At 66.0% G+C, this 15,191-nt stretch carries 11 protein-coding genes; 8 read left to right on the top strand and 3 right to left on the bottom strand.

Going from position 1 to position 15,191, the window contains the following annotated elements:
• Positions 1-51 precede the first annotated feature (51 nt).
• Positions 52-1,776: a hypothetical protein gene (locus tag VFA60_07825; GenBank protein HZQ91682.1), complete on the bottom strand. Its 1,725-nt coding sequence runs from the start codon at positions 1,774-1,776 to the stop codon at positions 52-54.
• Between the two features lie 142 nt (positions 1,777-1,918).
• On the bottom strand, positions 1,919-2,692 hold the full coding sequence (gene rlmB / locus VFA60_07820; protein ID HZQ91681.1) for a 23S rRNA (guanosine(2251)-2'-O)-methyltransferase RlmB: 774 nt from the start codon (positions 2,690-2,692) through the stop codon (positions 1,919-1,921).
• A gap of 200 nt (positions 2,693-2,892) precedes the next feature.
• Here rlmB and lptC point away from each other — a divergent pair, with 200 nt between their 5' ends.
• The 4 genes from lptC (at position 2,893) to raiA (ending at position 8,608) form a co-directional block, all read left to right on the top strand.
• Positions 2,893-5,199, top strand: a complete 2,307-nt coding sequence (gene lptC / locus VFA60_07815; GenBank protein HZQ91680.1) for an LPS export ABC transporter periplasmic protein LptC — start codon at positions 2,893-2,895, stop codon at positions 5,197-5,199.
• A 6-nt stretch (positions 5,200-5,205) separates the two neighbouring features.
• A complete protein-coding gene (lptB, locus tag VFA60_07810) occupies positions 5,206-5,934 on the top strand; it encodes an LPS export ABC transporter ATP-binding protein (protein HZQ91679.1) in 729 nt (242 codons plus the stop codon).
• Positions 5,935-6,054: 120 nt separating this feature from the next.
• A complete protein-coding gene (gene rpoN / locus VFA60_07805) occupies positions 6,055-7,887 on the top strand; it encodes an RNA polymerase factor sigma-54 (GenBank protein HZQ91678.1) in 1,833 nt (610 codons plus the stop codon).
• A 124-nt stretch (positions 7,888-8,011) separates the two neighbouring features.
• Positions 8,012-8,608 carry a ribosome-associated translation inhibitor RaiA gene (gene raiA, locus VFA60_07800; protein HZQ91677.1) on the top strand — a complete coding sequence of 199 codons (597 nt, stop codon included), beginning with the start codon at positions 8,012-8,014 and terminating at the stop codon, positions 8,606-8,608.
• 644 nt (positions 8,609-9,252) lie between these two features.
• Here raiA and VFA60_07795 read toward each other — a convergent pair.
• Positions 9,253-10,047 carry a hypothetical protein gene (locus VFA60_07795; GenBank protein HZQ91676.1) on the bottom strand — a complete coding sequence of 265 codons (795 nt, stop codon included), beginning with the start codon at positions 10,045-10,047 and terminating at the stop codon, positions 9,253-9,255.
• Between the two features lie 196 nt (positions 10,048-10,243).
• Here VFA60_07795 and rapZ point away from each other — a divergent pair, with 196 nt between their 5' ends.
• From rapZ to VFA60_07775, 4 genes are all read left to right on the top strand, one after another.
• Positions 10,244-11,197 carry an RNase adapter RapZ gene (gene rapZ, locus VFA60_07790; GenBank protein HZQ91675.1) on the top strand — a complete coding sequence of 318 codons (954 nt, stop codon included), beginning with the start codon at positions 10,244-10,246 and terminating at the stop codon, positions 11,195-11,197.
• Positions 11,198-11,361: 164 nt separating this feature from the next.
• Entirely contained in the window at positions 11,362-12,129 is a 768-nt protein-coding gene (locus tag VFA60_07785) for a hypothetical protein (protein HZQ91674.1), read from the top strand.
• A gap of 154 nt (positions 12,130-12,283) precedes the next feature.
• On the top strand, positions 12,284-14,170 hold the full coding sequence (locus tag VFA60_07780; protein ID HZQ91673.1) for an ABC transporter ATP-binding protein: 1,887 nt from the start codon (positions 12,284-12,286) through the stop codon (positions 14,168-14,170).
• Positions 14,170-15,069, top strand: coding sequence for a YicC/YloC family endoribonuclease (locus VFA60_07775; protein ID HZQ91672.1), 900 nt, complete (start codon positions 14,170-14,172; stop codon positions 15,067-15,069). The genes VFA60_07780 and VFA60_07775 overlap by 1 nt, the downstream gene beginning before the upstream one ends.
• The last annotated feature ends 122 nt before the right edge of the window (positions 15,070-15,191 follow it).

The raw sequence follows: 15,191 nt of genomic DNA, 5'->3' as shown, positions 1-15,191 counted from the left end.
GCGAAAACCAACCGGCGTGAAACTTGAAACGCGAAACTTGAAAATTTGTCCCTACTGCTTCACCTCAATCGGCACTGCATTGTTGCTGGCGCTCATCTCCGGCACGCTGCCGTCGTTGACCGTGGCCTCGACGGGCCTGGCCGGTACGAGCACGCGGGCGACAACCTTGGCGTGTCCGGCAACCTGAGTGCGCGAAACGCGCTGGCCACTTTCGGCACGGACGATGACCGGTACTTCTGCGGCAGCGGCGCCGGCGTTCTCGACCGTCACGGTCACGCCATAAGCGCCGGCGACGGTCTCGCGAGGATACGCGGATTCCACGCGGAAGTCAGGCAGGCCGCGGTCGCGATAGATCCAGTCGTCGAACCACCACTCGTAGCTTTTCCTGGCTTCGGCTTCCACCAGGCGCTGGAGGTAGGCGGGCTCTTTGTCGGCCGCCACGCGGTACCTGGCCAGCGCGTGCTGAAGATTTTCGGCGCCTATCATGTCGCGCAGCATCCACCAGCAGAACATGGCCTTGGTGCGGAACATGATTTCGTCGTTGGAGGTGGCCAGCGGATCGCCCTGGCCGGGCGGCGCGGCCTGCGCGCGGCCGGCGCGGCTGGAGCTGGTTTCCGGCGCGGTGTTCTCGCGCTCGGCCTCGACCAGCGGGCCCAGTTGCGCGTTCATGAGCGCGATGCCGGCTTCGCGTCCCGCCTGCTTTTCGCGGACGAGCGCCTGGGCGAAGTGCGCCAGGCCTTCGTAGATCCACGGGCGCGGCGAATCGAACATGGCGTGCGCGAGCTGGTGGGCCATGACGAGCTCCAGCTCCTGCGACGCCGCCGGACGCAGCGGCGTGAACAGCATGGCGCCGCCCTCCCACGGCGACGCCTCGGCATATGGCAGCTCGGCCACGCGGACAGGGTGGCGCTGCGCGCCGAACCAGTCCTGGAGGAGGGGCGCGGTGCGCGAGGCGGCGGCGGCCAGCTCGCGAGCGACCTGCCCGTGCGGGCGCAGATACCAGATGACCACCGGCCTGGATTGCGGCGGCTGCTCGAGGACTTCGTAGCTGGCGAGGCTAAAGGCGGGGACGACTTGGGCCAGCGAGGGCCATTGCAGGTTCACTGCCGGCGTTGGCGCCGGGCGCACAGTTTCCATGCCCTCAGCGTCAGCCGCGACGCTGAAGCCGGCGGGGAACTCGATCCGCACCGCCATACTCGACGCGGCGTGGCGGCGCTTCCAGTCGGCGAGCGCGTCGAACACTTCCCTGCCCTCGCTCAGGCTGACTGCGTCCATCGCGACCGGATACCAGGCGACGTAGCCGAGGCCGCGCACGGCGGTGAACGTGGCGCTGATCTGGTCCCAATCGTTGCGCTGCGCTACCGCCTGCGGCACGCCGATGCGCATCAGGCGCGTCGCGTCGCTCGAGATCTGGCCTTCGTAAGCGACGTCCACGGTGATGCTCTGCCCCGGGGCGACGTCGCCCGGCAGGCTGAGGATGGCCTCGTTCACCTCGCCGGTGTGATCAATATCGGACTGGTAGGGCTGGCGGACGGCGGTGACCTGCTTGCCGCCGGCGGTGATCGAGGTCCAGGCAAGCGACGAGGAAATTTGCAGGGTGAAGTTGCGCTGTGGCGCGGTCGAGTCGTTGCGCGCGGTGATACGGCCGGAAGCGCGCAGCTCACCCTTTTCCGGCGTGACGGTGACCGCCAGGTCGTACCGCGTGAAGGTAAAGGCGTTACGGTCGAGGGCGAAGGAGGGCGCGGTCAGGAGAAGCGCGAGCGCTAACGTTCGCATTGGCAAAAGCAGGTCCCCTCGCTTGCGCCTCCCTCGCGCGGCTCGGTTCGGCGCGCTCGGGATGACAAATTCTGAATGAGCGCTTCCGGCACGGCTGAAGCCGTGCCCCTTCAAAACCCCGGTCACGAAACAACGAATGCCACTACTCCGCGCCCTTTGCGCGCGTTGCGTCCTCTGCGTTGGGGACCTTCGTCCGTCGCTGGCGCGCGACTTCGTACATCACCACGCCGGCGGCCACGGAAACGTTGAGCGACGGCACCTGGCCGGCCATCGGTATACGAACGAGGAAGTCGCATTTCTTGCGCAACTGCTCGTGCAGGCCGTGGCCCTCGGCGCCCAGGACGAGCGCGCAGTCCATGTTGTAGTCGAGCTCGTCGTAGCCCTGACTGGCACGCTCGTCCAGACCGACGGTCCAGATGTTCTGGCGCTTCAGTTCCTCCAGCGCGCGGTTCAGATTGGTGACGCGCGCGACGGGCACGTGCGCGGCGGCGCCGGCCGATGCCTTCATCACGGTGGCGTTCACGCCGGCGGCGCGGCGCTCGGGAATCACCACGCCGTCGGCCCCGGCTGCGTCGGCGGTGCGCAGGACAGCGCCGAGGTTGTGCGGGTCTTCGACGCCGTCGAGCAAAACAAGAAAGCGATGGCGGCCGCGGGGCGCGGCGAGCAGCTCGCCGAGATCGGCGTACGGCTTCGCCGCGACGACGGCAGCCACGCCCTGGTGCTGCTCTCCGCCGGCCAGGCGCGCCACCTGCTCCCGCGGCAGAAAGCGCACGGCAACGCCGGCGGCGCGGGCAGCGTCCACCACCCGCTGGATGCGGCCATCATGGCGCTCGCGGGCGGCGGCGATGTACTCAATCGCTTCGCCGCGCGCGCGAATGGCCTCGAGCACCGCGTTGATGCCGTAGATCACGCTCATCGCGGAAGCTCAAGGATACAGAAAGGCGCTGCCGGGTAAAACGCCGCCGGCTGCTGGCTTCTGGCTGCCGGCACGATCGGGGCGCGGAGATGCGTGATGCGCCACGCAGACACGAAGTCACGCAGACTGTGTTGCTTTGGCTCCAGCCAGCAGCTACCTGCGAGCAGCGCCTTTTCAGCAGCGTCAATTACCATACTGCCATGCCCCTCAACGTGCGGCGGCTGCGCTGGTGGATGGCGTCCACGGCGGCGCTGCTGGTTCTGGTGCTGGCCGGCTTCTATTTCTACGCGCGCATGCGGGCGCAGCGCGCGCTGGCCGAACTGCCGCAGAAGCTGGGCGTCGAGATCCAGCAGAGCACGAAAGAATTCACCCTTTCGAAAAGCGAGGGCGGGCGCACGCTGTTCACCATCCGCGCGGCCAAGACGCTGCAATACAAGGAAGGCGGGCGCGCCGAGCTGCACGACGTGAGCATCGTGCTCTACGGGCGCGAGTCGAACCGCTACGACCAGATCTACGGCGCCGTCTTCCAGTACGACCCGCAGACCGGCGCCGTCAGCGCGCCGGGCGAGGTGCAGATTGACCTGCAGGCCGACACGGAGGGCGCGGCGCATCCTGACCAGGCGCCGCCGCGCGAGCTGAAGAACCCCATCCACCTGAAGACCAGCGGCCTGACGTTCAACCAGAAGACCGGCATCGCGACCACCGACCAGACCATTGAGTTCAACACCCCACAGGCCAACGGCGCCGCGGTTGGCGCCGTGTACGACACGAAAGCCGGAACGCTCACGCTGCGTTCGCGCGTGGCGGCGAGCATCAGCGGCAATAATCCGGCCGTATTCACCGCCGAGCACGGCGTGATCAGCAAGGAGCCGGCGCAGGCGGTGTTCGAAACCGTGCGCGGCGAGCAGGGCGATTCCACGCTGCAGGCGGGCACCGTCCGGGCGCTGTTCCGGCGCGACAACACGGTGGAACACGTTTTTGCTTCCGGCGGCGTCGTGCTGGCGCGCGCGGGCCCGGGCGGCGGACGCTTCCAGTCGAACAACGCCGAGCTGTTGATGGCGGGCGAGGACCGGGTGCGGCAGGCAATCTTCACCGGCAACGCGGTGCTGGATGCCGCGGGCGACCGCCCGATGCACGCCGAAGCGGGACGCGTTGTGGCGGACTTCGTCGGGCAGAACCGCGTCGCGCACGTGAAAGCCACCGAACACGTGCGCATCGCGCAACTGCCGCCCAAGGCCGCGCCGCGCGGGCGGGCGCAAACGGCGGCCGACAGCCAGTCGTTTGACCTGGCCGCTGACGCGGTGGATGCCGATGTGAAGGATGGCCGAATCCTGGAGCGCGCGATCACCAGCGGCGCGGCACAGATCACGCTGGTGCAGGCGCCGGCGCCGGCTGAAGCGCAGCCGACAACCAGCGTCGTCACTGCCGGCCGCTTTGAGACGGTTTTTGACGGCAGCAATCATCTGAAGTCAATGCACGGCTCGCCCGGCGCGAAGCTGGTCTCGCGCACGGCGGGCCAGCCCGACCAGGTGACCACCAGCCGCGAGCTCGACGTGACGTTTGCTCCGGGCGGGCGCGGCGTTGCCGCCATCGTGCAGCAGGGGGACTTCCACTACCAGCAAGCGGGGCGCGAGGCGCGGGCTGAGAGCGCGCGCTACACAGCAGCCGACGACCTGCTGGTGCTCAACGGCAGTCCGCGCTACTCGGAAAGCGGGTTGGCGCTCACCGCCAACAGCATGCGCGTGCTGCGGCGCACGGGCGAGGTGAGCGCCGAAGGCGACGTGAAGACCACTTACACCGAATCGAAGCAGTCGCCTGGCGGCGCCATGCTCGCCTCGGGCAGCCCGGTGCACGTCACGGCCGCGGCGATGTCGGCGCGGCGGGCGGCGGGCGGCGCCTCCGCTGTTGCGCGCTACACCGGCGGCGCCCGGCTGTGGCAGGACGCCAACATCGTGGAAGCGCCAACGATCGAATTCGACCGCGACCGCCGCAGCATGCTGGCGGAAGGAAGTACGTTGAAGCCGGTTTCCACCGTCTTCACCCAGATCGACAGCAAGGGAAGGGCCGCGCCGGTGAACGTGAGCGCGGCGCGGCTCACCTACTCCGATAGCGACCGCCGGGCGCGCTTCTCCGGCGGCGTGGTGGCGCGCGGCGCTGAAACCACACTCACGGCCGACCATGCCGACGTCATCCTGCACCCGCGCAACCCGCCGGCGGGCCAGAGCGGCGGCTCCGGACAGGCGCAGGGGCCCAGTCAGGTGCAGCAGATCGTCGCGGAAGGGCGCGTGACCATCGAGGAACCGGGCCGCAAAGCGACCGGCACGCGGCTGGTGTACTCGGCGGCGGAGGGCAAGTTCGTGCTGACCGGCGGGCCGCCTAGCATTTTTGATGCCGAACACGGCACGATTACGGGCGATTCGTTGACCTTCTTCCAACGCGATGATAGGGTTGTGGTTGAGAGTAACGGCACGTCTAGAACGGTCACCCAGACGCGAGTTAGCAAGTAGATTTGAATGCTGACCCTGGCCACTGACGAGCTTGGCAAGTCTTTTCGGGGCCGCCGGGTGGTCAACGGGGTTTCCCTCCACATCAACCAGGCGGAAGTCGTCGGGCTGCTGGGTCCCAATGGCGCCGGCAAGACGACGACGTTCCACATGATCGTCGGCCTCACGCGGCCCGACACCGGGCGGATCATGGCCGACGGCGACGACATTACCGACGTGCCCATGTACCTGCGGGCGCGGAACTACGGCGTCAGCTACCTGCCGCAGGAGCCCTCGGTCTTCCGCAAGCTGACGGTCGAGGAAAACGTCCTGGCGGTGCTGGAAGCCCAACCCATGAGCTGGCGTGAGCGCCGCCGCATCATGGACAGGCTGATCGAGCAACTGGGGCTCGACCACCTGCGCAAAAGTCGCGGCTACTCGCTTTCCGGCGGCGAGCGGCGGCGGGTTGAGATTGCGCGCTCGCTGTGCATTTCGCCGCGCTTCATCCTGCTGGACGAGCCGTTTTCGGGCATCGACCCGATCGCCGTGCTCGACCTGCAGAAGATCATCTCGGAGCTGAAGACGTCGGGCATCGGCGTCCTCATCACCGACCACAACGTGCGCGAGACGCTGAGCGTGACCGATCGCGCCTACATCATCAACGACGGGCGAATTTTCCGCACCGGGACGCCCGAACAACTGGGCAACGACCCGGAAGTCAAGCGGGTCTATTTGGGCGAGAGTTTTTCGCTGGTTTAGTGGCAATTGGGCCCGATCGAGGCCGAAGTTGGCGCGCGGCGCCGGTAACAAAAGTAATCTGACGGCGTGGCGTCTGAGGAAATAGTGCTAACGTAACCGTGGTACTGTAGGCCTCTGGCAATGGTATTGCTCCAGCCCAAACTGAATCTTCGCGTCAGCCAGAAGCAGATCCTGACTCCTGGCCTGGTGCAGATGGTCTCCGTCCTGGCGCTCAACAAGCTTGAGCTGAAGGACATGATCAACGCGGAGATGATGGAAAACCCGGTCCTGGAGGAGCTGGACTCGGCTGTCCCGCTGCTCGACGAGGTGGCCGGGCGCGAAGAGGACCGCGACCGGGCCGCGACCGCCCCCGGCGCCAGCCACGACGAAACCCCGCCCCCGGGCGAAACCAAGAGCAGCGATCCCTTTGAAGAGATTGATTTTGGATCGTTCTTCCAGGAGTACCTCGATCCCGGCTATCGCAGCCCGGAGTCGGAGTATGTGGAGCGGCCGTCGTTTGAGAACTTCCTCTCCAAGCCCACCACGCTGACCGAGCACCTGATGTGGCAGCTCGGGTCGCTGCACGTAAAGCCCGAGGTCTATGCCGCCGCCGAACTGGTGATCGGCAACCTGAACGAAGACGGATACCTGACCGCCAGCAACGAAGAGCTGATGGCCGCCGCTGCGGGACAGCGCGTGGCCGAACCGCCCGAGCCGGTGGCGGACGACGAAGAGGAGAAAGAGGAGAAACCCAGGGGCGAAACCGTGGCGGAATCGGTGGCCGCTGCCGCCGAGGCGGGCGAGGCGGAACTGGGCGCTGCCGGACCCGGATTGCAGGCTGCCGCAGTCGCCACAACCGCCGAGACCGCCGTGGCGGAAGCGCCGGAACCAGTTGCGGCCGCTGCGCCGGTGGACTGGCCGAGCGCCGGAGCCGAAACAGATCGTCCGGCAGCGCCCCAGCGCGGCGTGCTCATTGAGATGGCGCCGCGCACGCCGCCCTTCACCGTGAAGCACCTGCAGGAAGCGATCAATCTGGTTCGCCAGATGGACCCGGTGGGTGTGGCGGCGCGCGACCTGCGCGAGTGCCTGCTGGCGCAACTGCAGTACCTCAAAGTGGCGCACGAGGACGGCCGCGAAATGGGCGCGTCGCTGAACGGCGACACCGGCCAGGTGCTGGACGACGCCATTGCCATCGTCGGCAGCCACCTCAAGGCAGTCCAGAACAAGCAGCACAAGGAGATCGCCAAGGCCATCGGGCGGCCGATCGAAGCGGTGACCCGGGCCCTCGACTTCCTCAAGACGCTCGATCCCAAGCCCGGCCTGCGCTACAACAAGGTTTCCGCGCGGCTCATCGAGCCTGACGTGGCCTTCGTGAAGCAGGGGGAAGAGTACATCGTCGTGATGAACGACGAGGACGTGCCCACCCTGCGGCTGAACCCGACCTACCGCCGCCTGCTGGCGCGCGAAGCGGCCGAAAAAGACGTGCGCAATTACGTCAAAGAGCGGTATAAGTCAGCCATCCAGCTGATCAAGAACATCGAGCAGCGCAAGCAGACCATCCTGAAGGTCTGCTACGCGATCCTCGGCAGGCAGCGCGATTTCCTGGACCATGGCATCGATCACCTGAAACCGATGATGATCAAGGAAGTGGCGGAAGAGATCGGGGTGCATCCTTCCACGGTGAGCCGCGCGGTGGCCAACAAATACGCGCACACGGCGCAGGGCGTCTTCGAGCTGCGCTACTTCTTCAGCGAGAGCGTGAACGGCCCGGAAGGCGGCGGCACCAGCCTGCTGATCCTGAAGCGCCGGGTGAAAAAGCTCATCGAAGACGAAGACCCGTCGCGCCCGCTGACCGACGAGCAGATCACGCGCATCCTGCAGTCGCAGGGCATCCAGGTGACGCGGCGCACGGTGGCGAAATACCGGGAGGACATGAAGATTCCGAGCACGCACCAGAGGAGGATCAGGAAGTAAAAGACGGGCAGCCGGAGCGCGCCCCAAAGTTCCCCCAAGCGATGAGTGAAGTCTGTATCCCGGTTCCGGCGCCCTGCCGGGGTCCGGGACGTTCGAGTCCGGCGTTCCCTAAGGAGGGAGCACAATGAACGTTGAGTACACCGGAAGGCAGTACGAAATCACTCCCGCAATCCGCAAACAGGTGGAACACGGCCTGGGAAAAATCAAAAAAATCTTTGGCGAGAATTTTGAAAGCCACGTCATCCTGACGGCGGAAAAGTACCGTCAGATCGCGGAGATCACCGTGCTGGTGCGCGACCACTCGATTGTGGGCGCGGCCGAAGGCACCGAGATGACCATGGTGGTCGGCGAGGCGCTGGGCCGCATCGAGCGGCAGGCGATCAAGTACAAGGCGCGCTGGCGCGCGCGCAAGCGGCATCAGCGGCGCAAATGGGCCGCCGCGCAGCCGCGCGAACGCGCCCTGCAGGTGGCCGTTGGCGCCAGCGCCACCACCGCCGTGCCGGTGGTCGTGCATACCTATCCCGCCCTGGTGCGCACCACCGAAGCGCACGTCGTGCCGGCGCAGGACGCCGTCGCGCTCCGCCCCATGCGCCTGGAAGAGGCCATCAAGGAGGCCGAGTTCCGCGACCGCGAGGTCTTCGTCTTCCGCGACGAAAAAGGCAAGATCAAGGTCCTGCACCGCACCAAAGACGGCAAGATGGAGCTGATCGAGGCGCCGTAGATTTGCCGATGTGGACGCGGGCGGCCTCGCCCGCGTGAATGAAAACAAAGGGGCGCCGCTAGGCGCCCCTTTCTCATTGCGAGAGGTTTCGGTCTCGCGGAAGCCGGAGACGAACTCCGGACCCGCGCTGTCACTGACCAGCAAGACGCCGGCGAAACCGGATGGCGCCGGGGCGACATCGGCGACCAAGCTGCCCGCCGTATTCGATGTACCTGAGCCCAGCGCCTGGGAGTTGGACCACCCGACGAGACGACGCCTTGTGCGATCGCACATTCCATGTCAAGCCCTCGCGCCGCCCCAATTCCCCGCAACCCATTCCATCCGCTCACAATAAAAACTTCCCGCGCTTTCTCATTCCCCCACCCCAATTTGCTATTCTCAAAGTAGGGAGAGCTTTTCACGCTGTAGCGGCGGGCGCCGTCGCCCGCCGCCATCTTGACATCGCTTTCAAGGGCGCCGGAGCGCGATAGCGCGCAATCCAATCACCATAACTGAAAACAAACAAGTTAAGACCTCGGTCTTAACCCGAGCACCTGCACCAGTTACACGGAACCTGCCCCGCAAGCCACTGAAAAACCACAGCGCCACCCGGGGGTGGGGGCCTACGACAGTGACTGGTCGGCGTGGGTGCGAGACGCGAAGCCCTACTGGACCCGGAATCCCGAAATGAACTCCGGCCCGGCGCTGTCGCTGATCAGCACCACGCCGGCGAATCCTGAGGGCACGCTGGTTACGTTGCCCGACACGCTGCCCGTGGCGTTCGATGTAACTGAGCCCAGCGTCTGGCAGTTGATTGTTCCAAGGATCGAGCAGATCGACACACCGAAGGTCTGGTTCGGCGTAGTGCCGTCAATGATGACCTGCATCGTCTGCCCGGTAATCGAGACCGAACCGCTGCTTATGGGCGCAGCGCCCACGATCTGGCCGATGCCGAACGTGATAGACGATGCCGGCAACAGCGCCGCCCGGAAGCTGACGCCGGCGGTGCCCCCCATGGCTCCAACGAAGGTCTCCTGCCCGCCTTCGATCACGTGAAAGATGCCCGCAAACGAGCCGGTACTGGGAAACTGGAAGTTCGAGCCCGCCGGCGCAGGCGTCACCGGGATGGTGATGCAGTCGCCGAACGCCCCTGCGAACGGACAGAACTGCAGAACCTGGGTCGTCGTGAGGGCGACGCCGTTGGTCAGTTGAACGTTTCCGGCGCCATGGTTTGCCGCCGCGTCCACCGTCACCTGGCCGGCGGGCGTGCGGACCGCGCCCACACTGTTGAAGAGCGTGGCAAAGAACGCCTCCGGCGCGGTGGAGGGATTCGGCGTGGGCGTCGGGCTGGGCGTGGTGCGAGTGGGCGGAGGCGTGGAGCTGACAGAGTTGCTGCTGCCGCATCCGGCCCATACTCCGGCCAGCCCCAGCAGGGCCAGCAGAGCGGCTTGGCGAAGCATGGTGACCGCTTTCCGGGGAACACCCTGTGAGATGTGCTGCGAGCAGCGGGAGTTTGTCCCGGCTGTGGCTGGCGAGTGCTCTCCGCTTGCGTCGCGGCATTGCTTGCCGCCGCACTGACCGGATCCGCGGCGTGGGATTCTCCCGCTCCGCTGCTGCGGGCCCGCGGATGGGCGGTGATACGATGGAAGCTCGTTCATGCCTGCACGCACAGCTCGCACGCATACCGCGGCGCGTTCCCGAAAGCGCGCCCGGCGCGCCACCGGCAAATCGCCTGCCAACGGCGCCGGCCGGCGCACCGAGCTGGTGGTCATCACCGGCATGAGCGGCTCGGGCAAGGCCAGCGTCTTAAAAGCATTTGAAGACCTGGGCTACTACGCGGTAGACAATCTTCCCGTCGAGCTGATTCCACGCTTCGGCGAACTGGTGCGGCACTCGGCCGAGATTGACCGCGCCGCGCTGGTGGTGGACATCCGCGAGGGCACGCGCCTGGGGCGGCTGCCGCAATACCTGCAATCGCTGAAGAAGACGCTGAAGACCACGGTGGTCTTCATGGAAGCCTCCGACGATGCGCTGCTGCGCCGCTTCAGCGAGACGCGGCGTCCGCATCCGCTGGGGCGCTCGGGCGACACCGTGCGCGCGGCGCTGGCCGCCGAGCGCAAGCGCCTGGCGCCCATCCGCGGCGTGGCCGACGTGGTGATTGACACCTCGCGCTTCAACGTCCACGAGCTGCGCGCCCACGTGCTCGAACGCTTCCAGCGCGAGGCGACCGACCGGAACATCCTCGTCTCGTGCGTCAGCTTCGGCTACAAGCAGGGTGTTCCCAACGACGCCGACCTGCTGTTCGACGTGCGCTTCCTGCCCAACCCGCACTTTGTGCCGGAATTCCGCCCGCTGACCGGGCGGCATCCGAAAGTGGCCAAGTACATCCGCTCGTTTCCGCAGACGCAGGAGTTCATTTCGCGCATCTCCGACCTGCTGGTGTACCTGCTGCCGCACTACATCCGCGAGGGCAAGAGCTACCTGACGATCGGCTTCGGCTGCACTGGCGGACAGCACCGCTCAGTGATGATCGCCGAAGAAGTGGCCAGGCGGCTGAAGAAGGCGGGCTACAACCTGAAGGTCGTGCATCGCGATTCGCCGAAGGGGTGAGCTGCTGATCGGCCCGCTTTGACCTGCCGCAACCAGCCGCACCGTCGTTTGACAATGTGTGGGCAAGGGCATAGATTCACGCCGCGACCTTTCCGTCCCAGATGTCCGTTCCACTCCTTAGGTCCACAGGCCCACGTTTCCAGTCCAAAAATTCAGGAGGACAGATGATCCGACAGAGGCTGAGTCTGTTTGCCGTTGTTTTGCTGCTCGCGAGCGCCGCCGCCGCACAGATGGCGCCGCCGAGCGCGCCGCCCGTGTTCACTTACGTGGCGGAGTGGAACATCCCGCGCGCGCAGTGGGCCGATTACAGGGCCTTCGCGCAGAGCGCCCAACCGATTCTCGACCGGCTGGTCTCGAGCGGAACGCTGATCGGCTACGGAACGTACGAGACGTTTGTCCACGAAATCGACGGACCGACCCACGGCACATGGTGGACGGCCAGTTCGATTGCCAACCTCGACAAAGCGCGCGTCGAGCTGCTGAAGCTGACCCCGACGCAAGGACAGCTCCAGGCCAAGCACCGCGATTACCTGCTGCGCTCGCTCATCCACAAGGGCAGCAGCGTGAAGACTGGACCCGGATTCCTGGTGGTGAGCTACAACCTTGTGCTGCCCGGAAAAGGGAACGATTGGCGGCAGCTCTGGGAGAAGAACCAGAAGCCGATCTTCGACGAGCTGGTCGCCAACGGCGCCATCACGCAGTACGGTCTCGACGTGGAGCAGGTGCACACCTCCGATCCCAACGGACGCTATGTCTGGTACACGACCAGCGGCCCCGACGGCGTGGACAAGGTGGGCGCGGCGCTCAACGCGGCCAATGAGAAGCGGACCGAGCAGGAGCGCCAGACGATCACGCTCCAGGTTGCCGCCGTCAGTGACGGCAAGATGCACCGCGATTACTACGCCAACGTCACGGCGTACGCCCACAAGTAGACGATCCGGTCCGGCAATCGAGGCAGCCCGCAACGGGCTGCCTTTCTCTGCTTGCGCTGCCGCAAATGGGGCTTTGCGTTCATGGGCGCGCTCGCTTCCAGTAGAATTGTGACTTGCTCCGTCAGCCGACATCCTTTCCCCGGCGCGAGGCTTCATGCGCCAGCTAACCCGCCTGCTGCGCTACGTCCGGCCCTACATGCTGCACCTGGCGGCTTCTGTGTTCCTGATGTCGCTGGTGGGGCTGCTCGATGCATTTCGCGTGCTGCTGATCGGCCCGGTGCTTGACCAGGTGCTCAACCCGGCGTCGAAGGCGACTTCCCTGCGCCTTTTCACGCTGCCGGGGACAAACGTTTCGCTCGACCTGCGGCAGCTGGTGCCCGATCGCTTCCACAACGCATGGACGGTGGTGGCGTTCGCGCTGGTCGCCTCCACCGTGCTCAAGGGCGTTTTCGACTACGCCGGCACCTACCTGGTGAACTACGCCGGCTTCGGCACGATCACCGACCTGCGCGACGACCTGTACGGCGCCATCCTGCGGCGCTCGGTGGCGTTCTTCCATCGCAATCCGACGGGGCAACTGCTCTCCACCATCGTCAACGACATTGAGCGCGTGCAGTTCGCCATGTCGCAGGTGCTGGCGGAGCTGCTGCAGCAACTGTTCACGCTGATCTTCACGGCCGGCGTGGTGGTGCTGCTGGGCGGCAAGCTGGCGTGGGTGCTGCTGCTGTTCGTGCCGGTGATCCTGGTGTCGGCGCGGCGCATCGGGACGCGGGTGCGGCAATCCACGCGCCGCGGGCAGGACCGGCTGGCTGAGATTCAGAACATCCTGCACGAAACCATCACCGGCAACCGCATCGTGAAGGCCTTCGGGATGGAGCTGTGGGAGACGGTGCGCTTCCGCGGCGCGGCGCGGCGGCTCTTCCGTGCCAACCTGCGCTCGGTGTCGGCGGCGGCCATCAGCTCGCCGCTCATGGACGTGCTGGGCGCGGCGGCCATTGCCGTGCTCCTGCTGCTCGGGCGCGACCAGATCCGCAGCGGCGTGTTCACCACCGGCACGTTCCTGGCGTTCATTGTGGCCGTCTTCAAACTCTATGAACCGGTGCGCAAGTTTGCGCTCTTCTACAACAACTTCCAGCAGGCGCTGGGAGCCTCGTCGTCCATCTTCGAAGTGATGGACGAGCGCGACGACGTGAAGGAGCGCCCGGGAGCGCACACGTTGCCCGCGTTTGGCGCCAGCGTGGTGTTCGAGAACGTGGGCTTTGCATACTCCGACGACGAGAGCCGCGACGTGCTGCGCGACGTGAACCTCAACGTCCGCAAGGGCGAGGTGGTGGCCCTGGTCGGCTCCAGCGGCGCCGGCAAGAGCACGCTGGTGCACCTGATCCCGCGCTTCTTCGACGTGAGCTCCGGGCGGCTGCTGATTGATGGACACGACGTGCGCGAGGTGACGCTGGCCTCGCTGCGCGCGCAGATCGGCATCGTGACCCAGGAAACGATCCTGTTCAACGACACGGTGCGCAACAACATCGCCTACGGGCAGCCGCATGTTTCCTCCGACGCGGTGCTGGCGGCCTCGCGCGCGGCGCTGGCGCACGACTTCATCACCGCGCTGCCGCAGGGCTATGACACGGTCATCGGCGAGCGCGGCGTGCGCCTCTCCGGTGGCGAGCGCCAGCGGCTGGCGATTGCGCGCGCGCTGCTGAAGAACGCGCCGATTCTGATTCTGGACGAAGCCACCTCGTCGCTCGATACCGAATCGGAGGCGCTGGTGCAGTCGGCGCTGCAGAACCTGATGGAGGGCCGTACCGTGTTCGTCATAGCGCACCGGCTCACGACAGTGCGCCGCGCCGATCGCATCGTGGTGCTCGAAGGCGGCACCATTGCCGACGTGGGCAGCCACGAAGACCTGCTCGCGCGCTTCGGCACGTATCGCAGGCTTTATGATTTGCAGTTCGTGGAGATGGATGCGCCGAAGAATGGCGACACACTCGGCGTACCCGCGCCGCCGATGAATGCGCCCGTCGGGGAAAGAAAACGCTGATGGCAATCCGTTCCATGACCGGGTTCGCGCAGGTGAAGGGACAGGTTGCGACTTCACCCGGCGGCGCGGCGCTGAACTACACCGTGTCGCTCAAGTCGGTGAACCACCGCTTCCTCGATCTCCATCTGCGGCTGCCCTCCGAGAGCGATGGCCTGGAGATGAAGCTGCGCCGCCTGCTGAAAGAGAAGCTGGCGCGCGGCCACGTGGAACTCACGCTCTCGCTGGAGCAGGCTGGGGCGGACGGATTCGCCCTGAATCGGCCGCTGGTGGCCGGCTACATTGCGGCTTTTCGCGCGGCGGCCAGGGAATTCGGGGTGGCGTCGGAGCCAGACTTGAACGTGGTCCTGCGGCTGCCCGGAGCGATGGGCCCGGCGGGCGCGTCCATGGATGAGGGTACCGAGTCCGCGGTGCTGGCCTCGACCAGCGATGCCATCGCGCGCCTGAACCACATGCGCGAAGAAGAAGGGCGCAGCATGGAACGCGAGCTGCGCGAGCGCATGGCGCGGCTGCGCGAGGCCGTGGGCCAAATCGAAAAGCTGCGCGGCGTGGTGCTGCGCGCGCACCTGGACAAGCTGCAGACGCGGATGAAGGAGCTTGTCGTCCAGGCAGATCCCGATCGCCTGCTGCAGGAAGCCGCGCTGCTGGCCGAACGCGGCGACATCCAGGAAGAACTGGTGCGCATGAACACGCACATCGATCACTTCCTGGGACTGCTCTCCGCCGACGGCGAAATCGGCAAAAAACTCGACTTCCTGTTGCAGGAGATGAACCGCGAAGCCAACACGCTGCTCTCCAAGACTTCAGGCGTGGTGGGCGAGGCGCTGCGGCTGACCGAGCTTGGGCTGGCCATGAAGTCGGAGGTGGAGAAATCGCGCGAGCAGGCACAGAACATTGAATAATTGCCGAACTGCGGAATCGCAGAATCGCCGAATTTCAAGGCAACCACCGAATGCCGCGCCTCGGGCGCGGCGAACCGGGACCCTATCCGGGGAATCTCAATTCCGCGGTTCCGCAATTCGGC

Source organism: Terriglobales bacterium (assembly GCA_035651995.1).
Lineage (GTDB): Bacteria > Acidobacteriota > Terriglobia > Terriglobales > Acidobacteriaceae > DASRER01.
This window is presented reverse-complemented; position numbering and strand designations above follow the sequence as displayed.